The 13,294-nt window shown below is 40.2% G+C and carries 12 protein-coding genes; 8 read left to right on the forward strand and 4 right to left on the reverse strand.

Translation table 11 applies throughout. The features are described 5' to 3' along the window. Positions 1-87: 87 nt before the first annotated feature. The 4 genes from GGQ60_RS07720 to GGQ60_RS07730 all read left to right on the forward strand — a co-directional run bounded on the left by GGQ60_RS07720 (position 88) and on the right by GGQ60_RS07730 (position 2,437). Positions 88-606 carry a DUF2911 domain-containing protein gene (locus tag GGQ60_RS07720; protein WP_183761938.1) on the forward strand — a complete coding sequence of 173 codons (519 nt, stop codon included), beginning with the start codon at positions 88-90 and terminating at the stop codon, positions 604-606. A 936-nt stretch (positions 607-1,542) separates the two neighbouring features. Beyond that, positions 1,543-1,677 (forward strand): hypothetical protein, encoded by a 135-nt coding sequence (locus tag GGQ60_RS22975; RefSeq protein ID WP_260300588.1) that lies wholly within the window; start codon positions 1,543-1,545, stop codon positions 1,675-1,677. 10 nt (positions 1,678-1,687) lie between these two features. After that, positions 1,688-1,879, forward strand: a complete 192-nt coding sequence (locus GGQ60_RS07725; RefSeq protein WP_183761941.1) for a hypothetical protein — start codon at positions 1,688-1,690, stop codon at positions 1,877-1,879. A gap of 99 nt (positions 1,880-1,978) precedes the next feature. Further along, positions 1,979-2,437: an NUDIX hydrolase gene (locus tag GGQ60_RS07730; RefSeq protein WP_183761944.1), complete on the forward strand. Its 459-nt coding sequence runs from the start codon at positions 1,979-1,981 to the stop codon at positions 2,435-2,437. Here GGQ60_RS07730 and GGQ60_RS07735 read toward each other — a convergent pair. Beyond that, positions 2,426-3,529: a DNA alkylation repair protein gene (locus GGQ60_RS07735; RefSeq protein ID WP_183761947.1), complete on the reverse strand. Its 1,104-nt coding sequence runs from the start codon at positions 3,527-3,529 to the stop codon at positions 2,426-2,428. The two genes, GGQ60_RS07730 and GGQ60_RS07735, sit on opposite strands and share 12 nt — an antisense overlap. A gap of 171 nt (positions 3,530-3,700) precedes the next feature. Between GGQ60_RS07735 and GGQ60_RS07740 the strand changes: the two genes are divergently transcribed. Continuing rightward, positions 3,701-4,555 (forward strand): NAD(P)-dependent oxidoreductase, encoded by an 855-nt coding sequence (locus tag GGQ60_RS07740; RefSeq protein WP_183761951.1) that lies wholly within the window; start codon positions 3,701-3,703, stop codon positions 4,553-4,555. A 142-nt stretch (positions 4,556-4,697) separates the two neighbouring features. On the opposite strand, the gene GGQ60_RS07745 is transcribed toward GGQ60_RS07740, so the two are convergent. The 3 genes from GGQ60_RS07745 to GGQ60_RS07755 form a co-directional block, all read right to left on the reverse strand. Further along, positions 4,698-5,372, reverse strand: a complete 675-nt coding sequence (locus GGQ60_RS07745) for a cyclic nucleotide-binding domain-containing protein (RefSeq protein ID WP_183761954.1) — start codon at positions 5,370-5,372, stop codon at positions 4,698-4,700. A gap of 285 nt (positions 5,373-5,657) precedes the next feature. Beyond that, positions 5,658-6,719: a response regulator gene (locus GGQ60_RS07750; protein ID WP_183761957.1), complete on the reverse strand. Its 1,062-nt coding sequence runs from the start codon at positions 6,717-6,719 to the stop codon at positions 5,658-5,660. A gap of 695 nt (positions 6,720-7,414) precedes the next feature. Continuing rightward, positions 7,415-8,092 carry a hypothetical protein gene (locus tag GGQ60_RS07755; protein ID WP_183761960.1) on the reverse strand — a complete coding sequence of 226 codons (678 nt, stop codon included), beginning with the start codon at positions 8,090-8,092 and terminating at the stop codon, positions 7,415-7,417. 339 nt (positions 8,093-8,431) lie between these two features. Here GGQ60_RS07755 and GGQ60_RS07760 point away from each other — a divergent pair, with 339 nt between their 5' ends. Genes GGQ60_RS07760 through GGQ60_RS07770 form a run of 3 tightly spaced genes read left to right on the forward strand, consistent with a single transcriptional unit; the run spans position 8,432 to position 13,270 of the window. After that, positions 8,432-8,821 (forward strand): BlaI/MecI/CopY family transcriptional regulator, encoded by a 390-nt coding sequence (locus tag GGQ60_RS07760; protein ID WP_183761963.1) that lies wholly within the window; start codon positions 8,432-8,434, stop codon positions 8,819-8,821. A 32-nt stretch (positions 8,822-8,853) separates the two neighbouring features. Then, a complete protein-coding gene (locus tag GGQ60_RS07765) occupies positions 8,854-10,791 on the forward strand; it encodes a M56 family metallopeptidase (protein WP_183761966.1) in 1,938 nt (645 codons plus the stop codon). A 31-nt stretch (positions 10,792-10,822) separates the two neighbouring features. Further along, positions 10,823-13,270 (forward strand): TonB-dependent receptor, encoded by a 2,448-nt coding sequence (locus GGQ60_RS07770; RefSeq protein ID WP_183761969.1) that lies wholly within the window; start codon positions 10,823-10,825, stop codon positions 13,268-13,270. Positions 13,271-13,294: the final 24 nt, after the last annotated feature.

Consider the following 13,294-nt stretch of genomic DNA (forward strand, 5'->3'; position numbering starts at 1 on the left):
TTTTAGACACTGGGATTATAGTTTTTTCAACCTAAAAGTATAAATTCGTAAAATCAAAAAACAACAAAAACAGATAAATATAACTCTATGAAAACGATGATTAAATCAATCGCGTTGCTATTAACAGTAATTACCGTTTCTGTAAATGCAATGGCTCAAGATGCTCAGCCGAAGCCAAGCCCTGCGGCAACGGCAACCGGGAAAGTTAAAGGCGCAACCATCACCATCAATTACAGCAGCCCAGCCGTAAAAGGACGTAAAATCTGGGGTGGGCTAGAGGCATACGATAAAGTATGGCGTGCTGGTGCAAACGAGGCTACAACTTTCGAAACCGATAAAGATATCCTGGTTGAAGGCAAACCTTTGGCAGCCGGAAAATACAGTTTCTTCTTGATCCCTAAAGAAAGTGGTACCTGGACAGCTATTTTTAATAAAGAACCTAAACAATGGGGGGCTTACAAATACGAAGAAGCAAAAGATGCGTTACGTGTAGAGGTTAAAACCAAAGCCTTAAAAGCAACACAAGAACGTTTGGTTTACAAAATCACCAAAAATGGATTCTCTTTGGATTGGGATAAAATCTCGGTACCAGTTACCATTAAATAATTAGATAAACTTATTCAGAGCCGTCCCAATGTAAAATTGGGGCGGTTTTTTTATGCTTTTGAAAATGATGGTACCGGAATTCTCATGTTTATATTTCGTGCCATAAGTATATAGAACCTTATCCTATCGGTAGGTGTTTCACCGACCGAAATACATCGCCGTCGCCTAGGTTCGTGTCCTCATGTACCATAAACTATTATGTTTGCCATCGATAGCTGTCTCACTGGAATAGAATCAGGAAATGATTGGTTAGTAGTTCCTGGCGGCCTGCAGTCCTGCTTTCGCTTATAGTCCTCTCCCAATGAAAAATCGGGATCCGGGCTATTCCGCTCAATCAGGTTTAGGAACAAAGGGTTCTGCACTTTACGAGCCCTAAAAAATGAAAAACCGTTTTGGCCACCTAGCCGTCGCCTTGGTTCGTGTCCTCATGTACCATAAACTATTATGTTTGCCATCGATAGCTGTCTCACTGGAATAGAATCAGAAAATGATTGGATAGTGGTTCCTGGCGGCCTGCAGTCCTGCTTTCGCTTATAGTCCTCTCCCGATGAAAAATCGGGATGCGGGCTATTCCGCTCAATCAGGTTTAGGAACAAAGGGTTCTGCACCTTACGAACCCTAAAAAATGAAAAACCGTTTTGGCTACCTAGCTATCGCCTTGGTTCGTGTCCTCACGTACCAGAAACTATTATGTTTGCCATCGATAGCTGTCTCACTGGAATAGAATCAGGAAATGATTGGTTAGCGGTTCCTGGCGGCCTGCAGTCCTGCTTTCGCTTATAGTCCTCTCCCGATGAAAAATCGGGATGCGGGCTATTCCGCTCAATCAGGTTTAGGAACAAAGGGTTTTGCACTTTACGAGCCCTAAAAAATGAAAAACCGTTTTGGCCACCTAGCCGTCGCCTAGGTTCGTGTCCTCACGTACCATAAACTATTATGTTAGCCATCGATAGCGAAATAAATTTAGTTTTAGAATTTGTAAATAATTGGTCAGAGGTTTTTGATAAAAAATACAAAAAAAATAGTAAAAACGGCAAACTTATTTCAGATATTCCTGTTGTTCTAATATAAAATAAACATCATGGCACCTTTAAAATTAAGCGAAGAACAGCATGCTGCATTAAGCAATAGAAGCACATTAGAACAAGTTGAAGAACAGCCTTTAGAACTTCATCCGGAAGCGTACAAAGTAAAAGGTCCGTCACCGGATAAGATGAAAACGGTATCGTCATCGTTAAGGAATTACGCCCACGGTTTGTATGGATTATTGTAAAAAATATCTTCAAAAAATCTCATCATGCCAGATTTATATAAAGCGGCCAAATTTTAAAAATATGGCTGCTTTTTTTTATGCAATTCCTACCTTACCATAATGAAACAAAGTGCGGGAATATTGCTCTTTAGAAAAAAGGATGAGGAAATTGAATTTTTTCTTGCTCATCCGGGCGGACCATTTTTTATAAACAAAGATCAGGGCTTTTGGACGGTACCCAAAGGCGAAATAGACGAGCACGAGGAACCCTTAGCGGCTGCTATCCGCGAATTTGCAGAAGAAACCGGCAAAAAACTATCCGGTGATTTTATCGAGTTAACCCCAATTGTTCAAAAAGGGGGCAAAAAAGTTTTTTGCTGGGCAATAGCAGGTAATCTGGCACCTGAAGTTTTTGTAAGCAATACTTTCGAATTAGAATGGCCGCCCCGCTCAGGTAAAAGGCAAAGTTATCCGGAAATGGATAAAGCCGCCTGGTTTAATTATCCGGATGCGGTTAAATACATCAACGAACGACAGGTTGCATTGCTTGATGAACTGATCGCCAAATTAGGCGGTTAATTCGAAATGTAGCCTTTCCTTTTCAGCGCCATTGATAATCATCGATAGCTGATGATCGCCCAAATGGAATTTTCTGGTGGTAATTAACACAAATTTTTGTTTACGTATTACCCTAACTGCTGCACCAGGAGGATAAAGCCTCTCCGAAATCTTGTATACCTTCTTTGTATTCTGGCCATTTTGTTTTTTATAATAAATGGCATATTCCAGGCGCACTTTTTGTCCGGTAGGATTTTCGTTGGTGATTGAAAATGAAAATTCGAGGCTTTCCCCGATTTTAATGGTTGGGTTAAGGATTTTAAAGTCTCTTAGCAAAATGCCTTTATCATCCAAACCATAATGTTTAAGAATAGCTGTATGTCCCTGTTTAAGCAATGTCCTGCTGCCGTGTTTAATAATGGCGTCGGTATCGCTACTTAAACCTGACCATTTTTTAACCACATTTAGTACCACTTCCGGATGGTCTTTTGCAATATCATTTAAACTGTTGGCCACACTTCGCCTCACATATTCAGAAGGATCTGTTTTAAGGTTCTCCAGTATAGGTAAGATCGAAACGGGATCTTTTTTCAGAAAAGGGATGCCCATCGCCCAGGGCAAGCGTGGTCTGCTGCCCTCACTGGCCAATCTTCTGACTTTATGGCTCTCATGTAGAGACCATTGCTGCATCCTTAAGATCATTTGATTTCCGTACCTTAAAATAAAAGGGCGCACCGCAAATTCGCAGCTTATAAACTGCGTAACAAACTCAAGTGCCTCAACCGAGTTTTCAAAATCGTTAATGCCATAAGTTTCGATATAATCTGGCAGAAACATATAGGCCAATCCGTCTTCCCCGATACCCTGCGCCCTTAATTGTGTGATGGTTTTTTTGATCAGTTCAATACTCTGAGGATAATCCTGGGGTAAAAAACAGTGCAAAACCTCCGTTGTATGTCTCATCCGCTCCTTAAGTTCTTTTGCTTCAAATTCAGGTATAAAAATGGCTTTAATAAATTTTTCTTTATCAAATTTTGGGATACTAACCGCCAGGGCATTGCTTAAACGGTCGTAAAAAGCGGGGGAGTATAAATCTTTCAGGAGGCTGGCCATGTTTGCTAATTGTTGTATGCTATTAATTTAATTACGCAACTAATTTACTAATTTTATTAGTAAATTAAGAGCCGGCCCCCAAAATAAATCATTTTGCACCAGTATTTTTACCAACTGTTAAACAATTTCAGCTTTTTCTTTATCACATTTGTTTGGTATAAAAACAACAACATGAATACAACAAAAATAGGTTGGATCGGCTTAGGCAACATGGGGATCCCAATGGCAGAACAATTGCTAAAAGCCGGTTACGCCGTTACGGTTTACAACAGAAGTAAAGATAAAGAAACTGTTTTGAAAGAAATGGGGGGGCTGAGTGCCGAAACGCCCAAAAACCTGGTCAGCCAAACAGAAGTGATCATATTAATGGTATCGGATGATGCGGCCATTGAGCAGATTTTTAATGGACCTGAAGGGCTTTTCAGTGTAGAAATTTCGGGTAAAGTTATGATTAATATGAGTACGGTTTCTCCTGCAATTTCAAAAGAAATGGCCACATTGTGTAAAGAAAAAGGTGCGCAATATTTAGATGCCCCGGTTTCCGGAAGTGTAAAGCAAGCAGAAACAGGGCAATTGGTGATTATGGTGGGTGGAGAGGAATCGGCTTTTGAACCAGTTAAACCGATACTCGAAAAAATGGGTAAATTAGTGGTCCGTTTGGGTGATACCGGTGTAGGTAATGTGGCTAAACTGGCTATTAATTCCTTATTGGCTTTATATACACAAGGTTTGGCCGAAACAGTGGTATTTGCCAATCAACAAGGAATTAAAACGGAAGATTTGCTTAATCTGCTCAATAATGGCGCCATAGCCAATGTTTTTACCAAAATTAAAGGCGATGCCATTATAGCCGATAATTATAAGCCTGCTTTCGCCCTTAAACATATTGTAAAAGATTTAAACCTGGCTAAAGCAATAGGGCTTAATTCGCCATTAGCCAAAACCACATTGCAAACCTTTGAAGCAGCAACCACCAGATATGGAGAAGAAGATCTAATTGCCGTAATTAAGCAGGTTAAAGGATAAAGAAATATTTTTAATGTTAAAGAAATAACCATAGGGAGGTAACCCGCTCAAGAGATATTATTCTTGACGATCTTTCATTGATCAACCATAAAAGCTTCAAAGCTGATTTATTTGCTATTCAATAAATTTGATTAGGCCTTAATCAACAGTAATATAAGATTGAAAGGGTAGGTTTTTGTGGGTTTTCTGGCTGCGGGTAATTCAATGCGCATTCGTAATCTGTATCGTCCAGCAGCAGGCTCTGTTCCTGATCCAAAGTTGCATCCGGATCAAGATAAGAGATGAGCAGATTTGCAGGGATCCGGTTATATAGGTCTGGATATATTCGCTTGAATAAGCTGATCCTGTTTTCTATATTTTGTAACCTGAACAATATGTTGCTATTGTTCACATCGTTTATGGCGTTGCGGAGAAAATGAAAATGGAATAATGAATTAAGTACCGGGTACCATGCGCATCCTTCCTCTAATTCGCATTTATCCAGGATAAAGAGAGTGGAATGCTCTATTGCCTGGATGTTAAAGTTGTGATCGGTATACCTGTAATCATCGCAGATGTAGGTGCTGCCCGATTGGCCGAGCCATATACTGGACGATTTTTGGCTTTCATTGGAAATATACCCATTTACCAGCCCGTCAGCCACATATATAATCTGTCCGCTTGTCCCCTGGCTGCCAGATCCGAAAAGTGACTCTCCTGCGTTAATGTTCCGAAATGTGGTATGCCGGTATAAAAAACGGATGGCTGCTCTATCTTTTGCCCTGTCTAATAAGGAAAGAAATACCTTTAAAAAAGCTCTCGTGTAGCTAAATTCCATGTTGTTTAATTAAATTGAGTACGGTTTCATTTGTTTTGTGTCGAAAATACAGCATTCCTTCATCCCATATTCAGGTCTTACCGGCATTCATGTTTTGTTAACATGGATACTGTATAAACTATTTATCCAATAGTGGCTAAGTATTGGTTATGGCTAAATTGTATAATAACTATCAATTTTCATCTGACCATGGTCAATGCTTATCTTGATCTTTCTCATATGCCGCTCCAGTCGAGGCCACTGTTTGCGGTAATCGTCCAAAATCGATTGTTCAACCTGGTGGCGTTAATTTTTCATCAGCATTAACGATTTGGCATCCAGTACAATAATGTTGTTGCCCTCCTTTTCAATAAGGCCTTCCTTGGTAAAATCGCTTAATACGCGGCTCAGGGTTTCGCTTGCAATGCCCACCAGGCAGGCCAGATCGTGCCTTGGAAGTATAAGTCTGCCACGCTCTGCATTATGGCTAAGTTGCGTTAGCCCGATAATGGCCTTTGCAATTCTCTTGCGTACCGAGTAATAGGCAATATCGAGCAACTTTTCATCACGCTTGCTTAAGGTCAGGGCTAAATCTTTGGCAAAAACACTGAATATTTCAGGATAATCTGTAATTAAATGCTGTACTTCGGCAAATGGAATGGTCAGTACTTCAGTACTGTCAATGGCTTCGGCAATTTCTTTATTTTCGGTACCCAATAACGTTCCCTGCAATCCGAAATATTCGTGGGGCCCATAAATGCCTGTAATGAATACATTACCTGCGGTATCGGCCACATAAGTTTTAACCTTTCCCGATAAAATATAATGCAGGCCCAGCGAACGTCTTTCTCCTTTGTAATAAAGCACCTGGTTTTTCTTAAAATGTCTTGGTAAACTTCCTTCAAACCTCGATCTTAACCACGACATATCGTCTTTACTGTTGTCTATACTTCTCAGCTGTAAATGTTTTTTTAAAAATAAGTCGTGCTGCAATCTCTTTTTTCTCAGTTTAACTCCCACCTGATTAAGCAGTTCTCCGTCATCAAAAGGGGCCATTAAGTGGCCATCTGCACCAAGTTCCATAACCCTGCGGGCAAGATCATAATCTTTATCGTTCAGTAACATAATAAAGATGATGCCAGCGGTTTCAGTAAATTTGTTAACCGTAAGGAGCACCCCAAATCCATCTATTTCTGATACATTTACCCCTGAAATAATCACGTCAACCGGATTTTTTCTGATGATGTCGATCGCATGCTTGCCACTATCTGTCGATTTTACATTGTATTTCCCAACGGTAAGTATTTCGGTGATTTTTGCTCTTAAATCAAAATCCTCTAGTATAACCAAGATTTTAGATCCCTCCATTTAAATTTATGTTTGATCCTAAATACAATAAGTACTTTTTGGATAGGTAAAAAAGGCATTTAACCTTATTTGTGGACTTGGTTCCTGCACGATCAGAAGCCTTTCTCAGCTATTAAAACCGCACTGTCGAAAAAAGAAGACCGGCAATTGTCAACTGTATGGATTACCTTGAAGATCAAATTTAATTTTTGGTGTTGCCCGCCTTTTGTGGGATAAACTTTAATGAAGCTGAAATGTACTCGTATATTGTTGATTAATAAGTTTAAAATTTTCATTTAGAGTAAGTTAATTAGAACATCAACCATAACAGAATGGTTTTGAAGATACCCATGGGGGAAGGCCATAGACTGTAATGGAAATTATGTAAGGCGGCCTGTTAAAAACGCATGGTTTTTTAACATGATTTTCTATGAAAAGCATTTTGTTGATCTTTTTTATAGGGATTAATAGACGGTTATCCAATAAAAATGAGCATAAATATGCATAAATATATTGATAATTGTCAAATTACTTGTTGATTTTGATTAGAGACGATGGATTTGGTACTTCCTGCAAGCATGAAACCTGGTTGTGTAAATTGAAAAACTTTGTTCAACTGCTTTACAATAAACGTTTAATAGCGTATTAAAAAATAGATAATTGTTTAAATTAATCTATTTGGTTATGGCGATGATTGTGCAGTTGTGTAAAGATTATTAATTCGTTTTGGGCAGAATAATGCTCCGGTGCTCTGTTGGGGAGTAGTAAAGATTAAAGGATGCGGTACTGCCAACAAAAACAACTGGGCTGTTTACGGTAGCCGGATCTGGCTTTTCGATGAGGGCTTCATTTTTTGCATGGTTTAAACATTGCTGAATATCTGCATCGATCCGGTTAATTGATGCAAATGTGATTAAAAGACAGCAGCTTGTAAATAAATGGAAAGAGAGATAATTAAACTGAAACATCCTGATGTGGAAAAGAACGATCCAAAGGCAGAGCGTAAGTGTAAGTGAAATGCAGATTAACAGAATAGACATTTTCATTTCCTGGAAACTGATCAAAGCAGGTAAAAAAGAGAATGGCAACAGGCCAATGAGAAAAGCAGCGTTCCTGGTGCGCAGTACAGTAGAAGTATCACAGATCCACGAGTGTATAATAAAGGATACCGTGATCATCAAAGGCAAAAAGACCAAAAGAGCAGATTTTTCCAGGTAGCTTAATCCACGCTGTGAGAACGCCAGATCGCTAAGATCATAAAGGGGCAGGATTTCGATATTAAAATTTGCAAAAAAATAATTTTCTCCAAAGCCAATCAATAATATAAGGAAAGTAGTTGTCAATATCAGGTAAGTGATAAACAGGGTAGAAATGTTGTTCTTTTTATCGGTCATCTTAATTATAATTTGTGGTGTACAGGGTAAAACGGAACAGTCGATAGGGTATAAGTTCTATGTCCAAATTTGTCGAGTAGCAGCTACATATCCTTTGATAAGCATTAATGCTGTTGATGATTGTGATCAAAATGAGTATCTAACCTGGCTGGATAGGGCGAAAAACTCCCCCCGGAAAATTAAAAATCCTGACCAAATCATTTTTGTAAAAGCAATATCGATTTTAATAAAATGTGTTTTTGTTTTTTTAATGTTCTTAAAATCAGGTTGTTATAATATTTATTAAAAAATATTTATCCTAATATTTGTATCGTACGAAAAACATCGTACCTTTAGGGTATGAAGAATACACAATCCGAAAATAATCTGCCCGAACCTACCAAAGCCGAACTGGAAATTCTCCAGGTGTTATGGGAATTTGGCCCCTCTACTGTTCGGTTTGTAAATGATAAGCTGAATGAGCAGAGAGAGGTGAATTATACCTCTACTTTAAAGCAGATGCAGATCTTAACTGAAAAAGGAATTTTAAAGCGTGATGAGAGCCAAATGAAACACATTTATATTCCGGTAGAAGCAGAAGAAAAAACCAAAGTGCAGTTGTTGGACCGTTTCGTAAATACGTTGTATAAAGGCTCCGCATCGCAGTTAATGATGCAGCTTTTGGGGAATGAGAAAACCTCAAAAAAAGAAATTGAAGAGATTAAGCGGCTATTGGATAGCATGGACTAATTACCCGGAATAGAGGCTAAAGAACCACGATAATGGAATTTAAATTAATTAACCTTTTGCCAGAAAACTGGCTTCATGCCCTTGGCGCTACCTTGTTCCATTCGTTATGGCTTGGCGTAATTTTAGCTTTGATGGCAGGTTTGGTCATGTTTACTACCCGTAAGGCAAGCGCCAGATGGAGATATAACCTGCTGACGGTATGCTTAGGTTTGTTTGTTGGGGCAATAGGTTTTACGTTTTATCAGGAACTTCAGCAACCGGCTTACGGTACATCTTTGCAGGCTGTTCATCAAACTGGAATTAACCTGCCTAAGGCTATTTCAGATAAACATGCTGTTATAAACGTACAGCACGATATGTACCTGGGGCTGAACAAAATCTTATCATTGTGGAATACTTATGCCAATCAGATCGTATTGGTGTGGTTTCTGATCATTTGTGCAAAAAGTATCCAATTAATGGTAGGTTTAAATGGGGTATACCATCTTCGTCATCATAAAACTTATGCTGCGGGCAAAAAGTGGGACGAAAAATTAAATGAGCTTGCACAAAAACTGGGTTTAACGCAAAAAGTTAAGGTGATGCAATCGGGCATTGCCCAGTCACCTATTGTAGTGGGCTATTTTAAGCCTTTAATCCTTATCCCTTTGGGCTTGCTCAATGGTTTATCGAATGCGGAGGTAGAAGCGATCCTCTCTCACGAACTGGCTCACATCAAACGGAAAGATTACCTGGTAAACTTGTTTCAAAGTTTTATTGAAATTGTATTCTTCTTTAACCCCGCGGTACTTTGGGTATCGCAATTAATCAAAACAGAGCGCGAGCATTGCTGCGATGATTTGGCCATCGCCTGTGTAAACGATCGTAAAAACTATGTTCAGGCCCTTATTGTGTGCCAGGAATTTAAGCAGCGTGCACCTGCTTATGCGATGGCCATAACCGGGAAGAAAGGTAGCCTGCTGCACAGAGCAAGCAGGATGTTATTCAATACGCATTCAACTTTAAACAAAATGGAAAAAACAATATTAACCATCGCCCTGGTATCTGTTGTGGTTTGTGCTGCCGCTTTTAAAAGTGTGGGCAATACCAATACAGTCGCCACAAAAGAAATCAGTACATCAATTGTAGCCTTGCAGGATACGGCCAGGAAAAAAGCCGGACCCGCAGGAAAATCTGCAGATCAGATGGAAAGAGAGATCAATGCAAAAATGGATCGCGAAATGAAAAAGCTGAATGAAAAGCAGCCGACTCAAGAAACGGAAGAGGATCTAAAAGCCACGCAGGAGAATGAAAAAGCCAGGCTCGCCGATGAAAAAGCACGACAGTACGATGAAATGCAGGCCCAGAAAGATGCCAGGCAAGCTGCCATTGATGCTAAGCAAGCCGAACTAGACCGTAAACAGGCAATTGCCGATGCAAAAATGGCCGAAAATGATTCGAAAAAAGCCATTGCTGATGCTAAACAAGCTGCTGAAGATGCAAAAGAATATGGTAAATGGGCAAAGGAGTATAAAGCGCAGGGTTATGGAACAGTCCCAAGAATACCTCGTCCGCCAAAAGTGCCGAGAACTGCAATTGCTGCGATGCCTGCCATGCCCGCTGTACCTGCCACGCCGGCAGCTCCTGCAGTACCACCGACCGCAAGTTATGCTACTCCTCCTACGCCACCAACCCCACCTGCTTATCGCGAAAGGGGCAGCATCAGAACCGGTTCGCAGCGTATAGTTACCTCAAAAACAGTAACTAATGGAGATGGACATGATTATACCAACGAGATCAACCAGGAATTGATGAAAGATGGCATTATCAGTAATACCAATAAACTATCGTATAAACTCAGTAAAGATGAGCTGATTGTAAACGGTGTGAAACAAAATGCCGAGGTTCAGCAAAAGTATAAAAAGCGGTTTTTGAAAAACGATAGCCACTCGCTGATGTATAATTTCCTGATCGAAAACCACAAAAATTAATCTTCCAAAGCGCAAATCCAATCCTACCATCATGAAATTTACACTCCTGGCTTTTTTAGCCCTATGGATGAATATTGCCCTTACTTTTGCTCAGGATCAACCATTTTCACCCAAAATTTATGGCCGGGTATTGGATGCTGAAGGAAAAAACATCGAATTTGCTACGGTAGCACTGCTTAAAGATACTGTTTTGTTAAAAACCAGTTTTACTGAGGCCGACGGACGCTTTAGTTTCGATCGGTTGGTTTACGGTAAATACCAGCTTAAAATATCGGTTGTGGGGGCGCCCATTTACCAATCAGATTTAATCGTAGTGGATGCGGCGCACCCCAATATTGCTTTGGCTGATATTAAAATGGCTACCGGAGCCAATAACCTGAAAGAGGTAACGGTTGCAGGTCAAAAGGCTTTTGTTGAACGGAAGATCGACCGTACCGTGGTGAATGTTGATGCCCTGATTTCTAATGCCGGTACAACGGCTTTGGATGTGCTGAGTAAATCGCCTGGTGTTAATGTCGATCAGAATGGGGCGATTTCGCTTAAAGGGAAAAATGGAGTTGCTATTTTTATCGACGATAAGCCAACCTACCTATCGGGGGCCGACCTGGAAAATTACCTGCGTTCGTTGCCTTCTTCATCGCTCGATCAGATCGAATTGATGACCAATCCGCCTGCCAAATATGATGCTGCCGGAAATGGCGGGGTAATCAATATCAAAACCAGGAAAACCAAAACCGCCGGTTTTAACGGAGGCATTAATCTGAGTTTAAATCAGGGCGAGCTAAGCCGATCTAACAATAGTTTAAACTTTAATTACCGCAAGGATAAGGTTAATGTTTTTGGAAATTTAAGTTATAACCTCAATAATAGTTTTACGGATCTCGACCTGAATCGGAAATACAAAAATGATGATGCCAGTGCCAAATCGTACTTTAATCAGAACTCCTATTTCCGCAGGCATGGCAATACGTTCAACCTGAAAACAGGGCTTGATTATTATGCTTCTGATCATACGACCTGGGGCGTGGTGCTAACAGGTATGAACCGCATTTCTAAACAGGTAAACAACAATACCAGTAATTTATCCAACGCATCGATGCAGCTCGATTCGGTCATCCGTGCCGAAAATATCGATCAGATTAAATACCAGAATGCAGGGCTAAACTTAAATTACAGGCATAAGTTTAAACAGGCCGGCAGGGAACTTACGTTTGATGCAGACTACCTGCTGTACCGTAACCAAACCGACCAGACCTATTATAATTTCAGTTACCTGCCAAGCGGAACATTAAAATATCAGGATGTATTAACGGGTAACCTGCCTTCTGATATCGACATCTACACGGCAAAAATGGATTATTCGCACCCCTTGGCAAACGAATGGAAACTGGCTGCAGGTGTTAAAACGGCATATACCAAAACCGATAATATTGCCGACTACTTTAATACCGCAAACGGAAACACAAGCGTAGATTATGAAAAAAGCAACCATTTTTTGTACAAAGAAAATATTAATGCTGCTTACCTGAACATGAGCAGGGAAGGAAAGCGATTTTCCTTACAAATAGGATTGAGGTATGAAAATACGGTATCAAACGGGCACCAGTTGGGCAATCTGATTAAACCAGACTCGAGCTTTAAAAGAACCTATAACAGTTTGTTTCCAACGGTTTATTTTTCTTACAAGCTGGATACTGCCGGGAGCAATCAGCTGGATTTAAATTACGGACGAAGGATCGACCGTCCGTATTACCAGGATCTGAACCCATTTTTCTCGCCATTGGATAAGTTTACCTATTATGTCGGAAACCCGTTTTTAAAGCCATCATTTACACAAAGTTTGGAGCTTTCGCATACTTATAAAAATAAAATTACCACCACTTTAGGCTATAGCTGGGTGAGGGATGAAGTAAACGAAACGATAGAAATTGTAGAGGGCACCTATTACAGCAGGCCGGCGAATGTGGGCAAAACAACGGTAGCCAATGTTTCGGTAAATGCAGAAATCGACCTTACGAAGTGGGTTAAACTGAATGCTTATGTGGAGTATGCCAGAATAGTTTCAAAGACAGATTTTTACACGGGTTTTCTGGTTACCCGCGGAAGTTATTTAAGGACAACCCCGAATTTGCAGTTCAAAATCAGCCCGACATGGAATGCTGAGGTAAATATGCGTTACCAGAGTAAATTATCCAGCGTACAGTTTTTATTGGGCGAAGTACATGAATTTGGCGCAGCGGTACAGAAAAAACTTTCAGCAAAAAGTACCTTGAAATTAACTGCAAACGATATTTTTAGAACCAGGGTTTTTAACGGGGTAATCAATAACCTGGCAAATACGGAGGCAAATTGGGTAAACCGGCAGGATTCTAGATCGGTTGTGGTGAGTTATAGTTACCGTTTCGGTAAGGCTTTTTCTACACCGGCAAAACACGAATCATCCGGAGCCGATGCAGAAAAGAACCGGGTTAAGAATTAATGGATTAATTTTGATTTCGAAGCA

Source organism: Pedobacter zeae (genome assembly GCF_014196715.1).
GTDB lineage: Bacteria > Bacteroidota > Bacteroidia > Sphingobacteriales > Sphingobacteriaceae > Pedobacter > Pedobacter zeae.

What these genes read in the sequence shown, in the direction of transcription:
- GGQ60_RS07755 (WP_183761960.1), bottom strand. Translation starts at nt 8,092, where the DNA reads ATGACCGATAAAAAGAACAACATTTCTACCCTGTTTATCACTTACCTG.
- GGQ60_RS07720 (WP_183761938.1), top strand. Translation starts at nt 88, where the DNA reads ATGAAAACGATGATTAAATCAATCGCGTTGCTATTAACAGTAATTACC.
- GGQ60_RS07765 (WP_183761966.1), top strand. Translation starts at nt 8,854, where the DNA reads ATGGAATTTAAATTAATTAACCTTTTGCCAGAAAACTGGCTTCATGCC.
- GGQ60_RS07745 (WP_183761954.1), bottom strand. Translation starts at nt 5,372, where the DNA reads ATGGAATTTAGCTACACGAGAGCTTTTTTAAAGGTATTTCTTTCCTTA.
- GGQ60_RS22975 (WP_260300588.1), top strand. Translation starts at nt 1,543, where the DNA reads ATGTTAGCCATCGATAGCGAAATAAATTTAGTTTTAGAATTTGTAAAT.
- GGQ60_RS07740 (WP_183761951.1), top strand. Translation starts at nt 3,701, where the DNA reads ATGAATACAACAAAAATAGGTTGGATCGGCTTAGGCAACATGGGGATC.
- GGQ60_RS07730 (WP_183761944.1), top strand. Translation starts at nt 1,979, where the DNA reads ATGAAACAAAGTGCGGGAATATTGCTCTTTAGAAAAAAGGATGAGGAA.
- GGQ60_RS07760 (WP_183761963.1), top strand. Translation starts at nt 8,432, where the DNA reads ATGAAGAATACACAATCCGAAAATAATCTGCCCGAACCTACCAAAGCC.
- GGQ60_RS07725 (WP_183761941.1), top strand. Translation starts at nt 1,688, where the DNA reads ATGGCACCTTTAAAATTAAGCGAAGAACAGCATGCTGCATTAAGCAAT.
- GGQ60_RS07735 (WP_183761947.1), bottom strand. Translation starts at nt 3,529, where the DNA reads ATGGCCAGCCTCCTGAAAGATTTATACTCCCCCGCTTTTTACGACCGT.
- GGQ60_RS07750 (WP_183761957.1), bottom strand. Translation starts at nt 6,719, where the DNA reads ATGGAGGGATCTAAAATCTTGGTTATACTAGAGGATTTTGATTTAAGA.
- GGQ60_RS07770 (WP_183761969.1), top strand. Translation starts at nt 10,823, where the DNA reads ATGAAATTTACACTCCTGGCTTTTTTAGCCCTATGGATGAATATTGCC.